We start from the raw sequence: 8533 nt of genomic DNA, 5'->3' as shown, positions 1-8533 counted from the left end.
CTACCGTGCGAGCCACTCAGTCATGCTTTATTTGCTCAACTCGTCAAGTGCGAGACTGACGTCAAGCAGCTCGTCCTGTATGTCATCAATTCGGCGTTTCCAAGTTCCGTGAAGTCGATGCTCGCCAGGCGCTCCGCGGCGTAACTGACGTTCGAGGTCGTCGCGTCGACGGCCCAGTGTCGAAAGGTGCTTCTCCAGCCCCGCGACATTTTCTTTCAACAATGCGACCTGTTCATAGGTCTCGTGTCGTTCGGCGCCATCTGTGTGGGCGAGGCCTCGTACCAAGAGCTCAGATTGTTCGCGCATGAGCTTTAAATGGCTTTCGAGTGCCTCCTGTTCACCGACCAAATGTTCGAGTTCGCGTTGCAGCTTAACGCGCTGTTCTGGACTGGATGACTCGAACTGTCGACGCTCAATCCTGCGGACTAGTTGCGCCTGTTCAGCTTCGAGGCTTCTTTTCCTCTCTTGGAGCACGCGCTGAGCTCTGCTGCTGGCGCTCGATACCTCTTCTACTTCCTCGAGGGATTCTGGGCTGACTTGAGATTCGGTTGGTACCTTGGCGTACTCCAGAAACCTCAACGGCTCGTAAAAGTGGATGCGTTGTTGCGCCTTCTCCCAGTACTCGTCAACCAGTTCGACTCGAGGCCCCTGGGTTTCACCTCCGGCTCGCCACCACCAGTCCTCCTTCGTGTCGTCCGTCACGAAGATCACGGGCTTCTGCTCTGCGGCACCGAGCTTGAGAATTTCCTTCCATATAACCAAATCGCCGTACTGGTTGGGGTTGTTGGCGTCCTTATCTTTGTACCCAGGGGGCACTTTGTTCTCGTAGCGAGTCTCGCCCTCCTCGTAGATCGATGTCAGCTCTTCTTCAGTAAGAGCAGGTCCGACTCGTCCTGAGAAGAGGTCGCTTATTCGCTGGAAAGTCTGCTCGGCGTCCCCGTTCAGTAGAACGCGCGTTCGATGCTCTTCCTGTTGGGATTCGAGCTTTTCGGCGAGACCACCGAAGAAGTAATTGACCTCCTTTAGAAGGTCACTCTTACTAAGCGATGGATGGTGTTTGTACGCATTTAGAGTTGCCTCAATGTCGCTCTCGGCCTTCCTAAGTGTCTCCGTGACCTTGGTGAAGGCTTCTGAAGTCGTGCTGATCACGCCGAGCCTTCGTCGGTGAAACTCAAGACCTACGTGGTGGGGAATCCATAGAGAGTTTTGCAACTTATCCAGCACTCCGAGAAACTCATCCCGGGTGCCAGGCGTGTATCGAAAGAAATTTAGGAGCGTGTTGGTGTCAAGAACGATGATTCCCTCAGCCCAGATCTCGGCAAGCTCTATATCAGTGGGCCGATAGTAGGCCCGGAAGGTCTCTCGCACAGCTTCTCCCTCTTTACGCGATCTAGCAAGTTTAACGGGTGCCCTGTGAGGACCGTTTCCAAACGAGGGCTCACACTTTCAATGCGTGAACAAGAGCAGCATGGAGCTCTTTTAAAGCGTTGCGTTCGCTTTCACTGATAGGCGTGGGCTCTAGCTCGAGGAGACGGTAAGCCACCTCAGTCTTGCTGGGGAACGAGAGATCTGCCTCCTGAGCCCAGTCCTCTAGTGTCTTTGCCCATGAGCTAGTGGCACGGTCAGGGAGCTCAGGGAATTTAGGGAGCTCTATGCCGCTGTTGCGCTGTGCAAGCAGCTCAGAGACGACAGTTAGGTAAGCATCTGTATCGAGAGCGTTCTCTATGCCAGGAAAGGGCAGCCGCACGATTCTTTCGTTGGGGAACACCTTGGACAACTCCTTGGCCAGAATTTCGCCCCCTGAATCGCCGTCAATCACAAACGCAACTCTTGCGGCCTCGACGTCGAGATCCGGGTATGCACTTTTAGGAGCCTTGGATAACCCGGGCGCAACCTGGTAGGGAAGGCGCTCTAGGCCAACGCATGCCCGTATTAGGGGAGGTAGAAGCATCATATCGCTGGGACCTTCGCCGATTACCGCATACCTGGCGGGGGTAAAGGCAGCCGCAGCAGCACCCATCGCGAACATCACAGGAGAAAGCCCATGACCGTCCATGCTCCAGAAAGCGTTCTCGACGTGACTCGACTCATCACCATCTATGACTACTGCTCGAAGTCCCACGCCCATGTCTCTAGGGAGGCAGGCTGGGGAATGGGTGGTGTAGATGATCTTTTCTGCTTGCTGTTGTTCAGCGAACATGTCAATCAGGTCAGCCTGAGCATCGATGTGTAGGTGGTTCTCAGCCTCATCTACTAAGAGGATTGTGGGTCTGCCGGTATTGCGAGCTGCCAGAAAGGCGGCAAGTGCAACGAAGGTTCGGAGTCCTTGGGACCTCTCCGCGAAAGGCGAGGAATGCTCGCCATCCTCGATGACATTTATTCGCAGCAAGCCTCCGTCCATCTGAAGCTCGACAGTAAGGTCTGATTGCTTCCAGACGTTGGAAAAATGTTCGTTGAGGTTCCGGTTGGCCCGCCTGAGCAAGGTTTCACGCTTAGCTATCTGTTGTTGCTGGTCAGCATTAGTCAACGCCTGGAGATCTAGCTCCGCCAACCGGAGAAGGTTCCCGAGAGCAGACGGGAGATCTTTCAGGAGCTTTCTATCTAGTGTGTAGGTAGACCGTAGAGCACGGTCTTCGTCGCGGAAGAGGGCGAAATCAGGCGAAGAACTCCATAGACGTTTTCGAGCTTCAACACATGGATCGTCTGCCTCGCCCCAGACGATTGCCTTGTTTAAGGCCGCTTCGCAGGCGGCAAAAGGCGCGGAGTCGACAACTTGGTCTCTGAGCTCTTGCGCTCGTTTCAGCAACCAATCGAGGTTCTCTTGGCTAGGGTCCTCAGCTGCAAGGTACTGATCCAGCGCCGCGGCATATTCGTTCAGTTCAATGAGCAGCTGCGTACCCTCTGGAGAAGAACCAATGTCATTCAGTTCGGAAGTCTCGGGAGACGTTGCGATAGGAGAGCTAATGGCGTTCAGCGCTTCATGCAGATGGATGTAGCCTTCGCGGAGAAGGCTTGTACCTCTACTGAGAGGTGGCTCGGTCCTCCAGCGAAGCTTTCCATCCGCTGACCGGGCTGCAATGAACTCCGCTGGACTGTCCAACAGGTCTAAGTCTCCGAGGCTTTCTTTGTCATCTTCGTCTAAGAGATAACGCAAGCTGACGATCTCGGTGCTGCTGTTCACTTCCCCGGCCCGCGCCCAGCGCTTGAGCTCCAAGGCTTCGTTTGTCTCGATGAAATTTAGAGATTTTAGGAGGGTGGTCGTACCAGATTCGTTCGGGCCCACAACTGAGATTAGCTTCTGGTCTAGTTTGATAGTCGTATCGACTAAACGTCCATATCCACGGATGTGCGCGCTGACAAGCCTCATGCAGTTCCCATCCCTTCGGGGCTGTGAGTTGGAGTGGTCATGGCGTCCAGTCCGGGCAAGGTGCGAATGATTTGGACGGTTTCGAGGCTGACGGTCGTGATCTTCTTGACCAGGTCCAGGATGTAGCGGGAGTCGCCGTGCTCCTCCGCCCAATCATTGGGGTCGTTGGTGATGCCGGAATTCTTGTCGGTCTTGACCTGGTAACGATCGATCAGCCATTCCAGCCCGCTGCGGGAGCCCAGCATGTACTGGTGGGCCTCATCCGGGATGCCGTTCAAGGTGATGTTGGCGTTGTAGACCAGCTGAGACTTGTCAGCACTACGGGCCTTGCCGCCCCATTTCATCTTCTGCACCCGGTAGAAGCCCGGCGCGGAGGTGTCACCCTGAACCGTTTCCTCCAGCGGGTAGGGTTCGGAGTTCTCGTAGTTGATGTGCAGGTCCAGTAGTTTCTGCCCGGCTGAAGCGAAAGCCCAGAAGTCCGACTCCGATGCCGCCAGCGGAATCCGGGGCAGTTGACGCTTCAGCTCCGCAGCGAATGTACTCCGGTACTGCTCAGAATGCAGCAGAACATAGATATGGGCGAAGATCGCGTCCTTGGTCACCTCCTGCCCGAACGCTTCCTGGTAGCGGGCCAGGGTGGCGTCAGTGATGTTGTCGACGCGCCGGTAGCCATCCACGACGACGCGATCACTGGAGTCGGACAGTCCGCTCAGCAGGTCCGGTTCGGCAGTCGCCACGGGTTCCCAGGTGTAACGGGCAAAGAACTGACCGCCCTGACCGAAGAAATTCAGGTCTGGAATCGCGTCAGTAGCAAGTAGACAGAAGGGAAGATTGGTCCCTCCGGTGTTGAGGTAGAACCCGTGGTTGGGGTGGCTCGGGGTGGGGAACATCGACGGCAGTTGGCCCGGGCGATGGTTGAGGTGGCTGTGAAAGTAGACGTTCTGTTTGGCGAAGGGTCGATAAGATGAGGTGGTTATCCACTGTGAGGACGTCTCGATCCTAGTGTCACGGGTGACGTGGTTACGGAGAGTTGATGACCAGGAGATCCGTGCCGGGTCTGAGAACTCCGGGTGGGTGGTAAGCCAAGCTGCGACGTCTTTTTCGTTCCGCTTTGGTCGGGGCTCGGCGTGGTAGGCGCGGCGGACCTGGTCGTAGGTCTCTGTCATCGCGTTCACGTTGCGCTCGACAGCTTCGCGAGAGAAGTTGTACACCCAGGCGTCACGGTTTGTTTGAAGGCCAGGGCTGTAGGTCCGGAACACCGGTGTCTGCCCTGTCTCGCTCTTTTTGTCGCCAAGGGGCGGGAGGGTGTCGAAGATATCGCTGGACTGGTTGATCCATTCACCCTTCGAGTTGGGGGTAATGATCTCCCAGGCGGTGGAGGTGATGGTGGATTCACGGATGATGCCGAGCTTGTCCTCGCGGGTGAGGTAATCACCAATGTCTCGGTAGTACAGCACGCAGTTGCCGGTGTGGGTGGGGTCTTTGACTCCGATCATGATCGCGACCGTGGCCCGGCTGCCGGACTCGAAGACGTTGTCTTTCTCTTTGCGACGGAGCTCGCCCGAAGTGCGCGCATTGCCGCGGAGGTTGTAGATGTAGAGGTGGTCGAAGTCTTCGACGAAAGTCTTGCGCAGTCCATCGGCGCTGTTGGAGTCGATATATCCGCCGTTACTCACGTAAGCCAGGATTCCGCGGTCCCCGATACGGTCGGTACCCCAGCGAATCGCCCGGATGTAGGAGTCGTAAAGGCTGTTCTTGTTCTGACCTGTAGTTCTGGCCGCGTAGGTAGTCCGGATACGTTCGTCCAAGCTGGGGTAGGACGCGTTGGCGTTGTTGTCGTTCGCGCTGGTTTGCCCGGCTGAGTATGGCGGGTTGCCGATGATCACCCGGATATCTGTGTCCAGCTGGCGCCGCGCGCGTTCATTGTTGGAGGTGAAGATCTCCAGGTCGAAGGTGTTGTCCTCCTCCGTCATCTGGAAGGTATCGCCCAGCACGATCCCCGCGAACGGGCGATAGGGCACCTGGTCGGCATCGCTGTCCAGGTGGTTCTTGATAAGCCCATGGTAAGTGGCTTCGATGTTGATGGCTGCGATGTAGTAAGCCAGCAGCATGATCTCATTGGCGTGCAACTCCTCGGCATACTTCCGCGCCAGGTCATGGGGCGTGATGACTCCGGATTGCAGCAACCTGACGATGAACGTCCCGGTGCCGGTGAAGGGGTCCAGGACGTGTACGCCCTCATCAGTGATGCCAGCGCCGAAATGTTCTTTCGAGAGATCATCGACCGCGCGAATAATGAAGTCCACAATCTCCACCGGGGTATAGACCACACCCAGGGCGTCCGCCTGGGCGGGGAAAGCCTGTTTGAAGAAGTTCTCGTAGAGCTCGGTGATGATCCGCTGCTTGCCCTCGGGGTTGTCAATCCCGGCAGCGCGCTCGGCCACTGACTTATAGAAACCATCCAAGGAAGCGGTCTCGGCCTGGAGGTTATTTCCCTCCAGGGTGTCGATCATTTGCTGCATGACCACAGAGACGGGGTTGTTGGCTGCGAAGTCGTAGCCTTCGAAGATGGCGTCGAAGACCGGCTTGGTGATCAGGTGCTGGGAGAGCATGCTGATCGCATCCGTGGCCGTAATACCGGGGTTGAGGTTGTGCTTCAGAGCCTCGACGAACTGCTCGAACCGCTCAGCCACCTCCGGGGTGGGATCCTGCTCCACCAGTGCCGTGATCCGCTGGGTATGGCGCTGGGCGACTTCTGCGATGTCATCAGCCCAAGTCTCCCAGTATTTGCGGTCGCCGACCTTCTGGACGATCTTGGCGTAGATCGCGTCCTTCCATTCCTCCAACCCTGGGAACTCAAGCTCCAGGGTGAGCTGCTGAGGTGTGGTGACGGTGGCGTCGTCGTCTTCTTTCCCGACGCCGACTCCGATGATGTCGATCTTCTCGCCTCGGCCCTGGTTGAGGTCGATCTTGTTGACCGTGGCTTCGAACCGGTCATCGTGGGAGCGCAGAGCGTTGAGTACGCTCCAGATGACTTTGTACTTCTTCGAGTCCTTCAGTGCCTGCTCCGGGGAGGTGCCCACTGGGACGCCTACCGGAAGGATGATGTAGCCGTAGTCTTTCCCCTGGGCGCGACGCATCACCCGACCCACAGACTGGACCACATCCACTTGAGAGTTCCGGGGGTTCAAGAACAGCACCGCATCCAGGCTGGGAACATCCACACCCTCAGAAAGGCAACGGGCGTTGGTGAGGATCCGGGCCTCGTTCTCCTGCGGGGTTGCTTCCAGCCAGTTGAGCTTGGCAGAACGCTGCGCGACGTTCATCCCGCCGTCGACATGTTCAGCGCGACAGATCAAGTGGTGACCAGCCACTGTCTCGTCGCTGGTAGCAGCGAGTTTCTCGGTGATCTTCTCGAACATCGAGGCCACCCGCTTGGATTCCTTGATATTGGACGCGAAAGCCACCGCGCGTTGCATCGCCCGGGATGCCGTGGCGTCGTTGTTGTCCTGCTGCCCGCGGTGTGAGAGGCCGTTCCAACAGCCGACGATCTTAGCGACATCATCAATCCCCAGCTCGCCCTCCTCATCAGTGAGTAGTCCCTGGAGGTGGTTGTTCACAGAGGTCTCATCGACCGCCAGCACGAGGACCTTGTAGTCAGTCAGTAGCCCCTGGGCCACGGCCTTACCGAACCCGAGCCGGTGGAACTCGGGGCCATAGAGCTGCTCATCGTCCATGGACGCGACGACCACCGAGTTCTCATCAGCTTTCTTCTTTGCGCCTTCGTCGAAGACTCTGGGTGTTGCGGTCATGTACAGCCGCTTAGCGCCGGCGACAAAGCTGTTGTCGTGGATTTTGGTGAACGCTGACTGGTCCTGATCCGTTGCAGTGGCGCCTGTGGTGCGGTGGGCCTCATCGCAGATGATCAGATCAAATTCACCCAGTCCGTGCTGCTGCGCTTGATGGATGACGTCGATGGATTGGTAGGTGGAGAACACCACGGTGCGGCCGTCGTAGTCCCCGGCCTGGCGGAGCTGATCTATTAGATGGGCGGCATCTGTGGTGGCTGGCACCAACAGGTCGGTGGTGGAGATGTCCTCTTCGGCCTTGTTCTTGCCGACCTTCACATCCGAACAGACGGCAAGGGCGCGGAAGTCCTCAGCGGCGTCGCGCTTCCACTCCCGCAGGGTCTGATCCAGCAGTGCGATAGAGGGGACCAAGAACAACACCTTGGCGTCCGCTGGGGTCTGGTCCTGCATGATCTGCAGCGAGGTGAATGTCTTGCCCGTACCGCAGGCCATGATCAGCTTGCCGCGCTCCGAAGTCTGGAAACCCGCAGCGACATCAGCCATGGCATCCCGCTGGTACGGGAACGGTGTCTTTTTCCGCGAGGACTTATGCACCATCCGATCGGGGTAGGCGACCTGGAACTCTGCCCACTGAATATCGGCCCGGTCCATCTGATGCGGATCCAGCACCTGCACCGGCGGATCCTGCGCCTCAAGGGTCTGCTGCGCCTTAGGGCCGATCGAGGCAGTGTGTGCCAGCAGCCGGCGAGAGAACTCAGGTTTCGGGGAGGCAGAGATGAATGAGTCGATATCTCCCTTGGAGACCGTCTGCTCCGGCTCCAGGAACTTGCACTGAATCGCGGTCAGCTCACCAGTGAAACGATCCTTCGCGACCAGGTCGATCCCGGTGTCCGTGCGCGTGCCCCTCTCCGGATAGTCCTTCCACAACCACACCTCCGAGAACTGCGAGGCCCAGGCCTGATCAGTAGTCAGATAAGACCGGACCAGCCGCTCGAACTTATCCCCACGATCCCGGAAATCGTTGGACTCCCGATAGTAGGTCTCCAGCAGGTGGCCCAAAGTGATCTCAAGCGTCCCCATGGGTTCATTATCCAGGGGAAGCCCACGTCACACGTGATGTGACGAGACTCGTGTCCCATGCAGCAGCTTCTCGGCCTTCTTATAGACTGGGTTCATGAACTTCCTTGGCGAGACGCCCTGCCCATTCGGGAGGGTGTGTTCTCGAAAGGAAGTTACCGATGTATATCAGCGCTCACGTTAATCATTCTGATGAAGGCTGGCAGCTCCGCGTTGCTGAAGCCACCCATCTTCGTATGGTGCTTTTTGATGCTGTGGATTATGTCTGCGGTCTTACTAA

Annotated in this window: 3 protein-coding genes; all 3 read right to left on the bottom strand. The window is 57.4% G+C overall.

Annotated elements, in window-relative coordinates; translation table 11 throughout:
• Positions 1 to 27 precede the first annotated feature (27 nt).
• Positions 28 to 1368 (bottom strand): PIN-like domain-containing protein, encoded by a 1341-nt coding sequence (locus N7E59_RS11645; protein ID WP_261625108.1) that lies wholly within the window; start codon positions 1366 to 1368, stop codon positions 28 to 30.
• 70 nt (positions 1369 to 1438) lie between these two features.
• A complete protein-coding gene (locus tag N7E59_RS11640; protein ID WP_261625107.1) occupies positions 1439 to 3367 on the bottom strand; it encodes an AAA family ATPase in 1929 nt (642 codons plus the stop codon).
• Complete coding sequence (locus N7E59_RS11635; protein ID WP_261625106.1) at positions 3364 to 8256, bottom strand: DEAD/DEAH box helicase; 4893 nt, start codon at positions 8254 to 8256, stop codon at positions 3364 to 3366. Before N7E59_RS11635 ends, N7E59_RS11640 begins: the two co-directional genes overlap by 4 nt.
• Positions 8257 to 8533: the final 277 nt, after the last annotated feature.

This window comes from Nesterenkonia marinintestina (assembly GCF_025420485.1).
Lineage (GTDB): Bacteria > Actinomycetota > Actinomycetes > Actinomycetales > Micrococcaceae > Nesterenkonia > Nesterenkonia marinintestina.
This window is presented reverse-complemented; position numbering and strand designations above follow the sequence as displayed.

Bases quoted from the DNA above. Each gene is read 5' to 3' on its own strand.
- N7E59_RS11635 (WP_261625106.1), bottom strand. From the start codon at position 8,256: ATGGGGACGCTTGAGATCACTTTGGGCCACCTGCTGGAGACCTACTAT.
- N7E59_RS11640 (WP_261625107.1), bottom strand. From the start codon at position 3,367: ATGAGGCTTGTCAGCGCGCACATCCGTGGATATGGACGTTTAGTCGAT.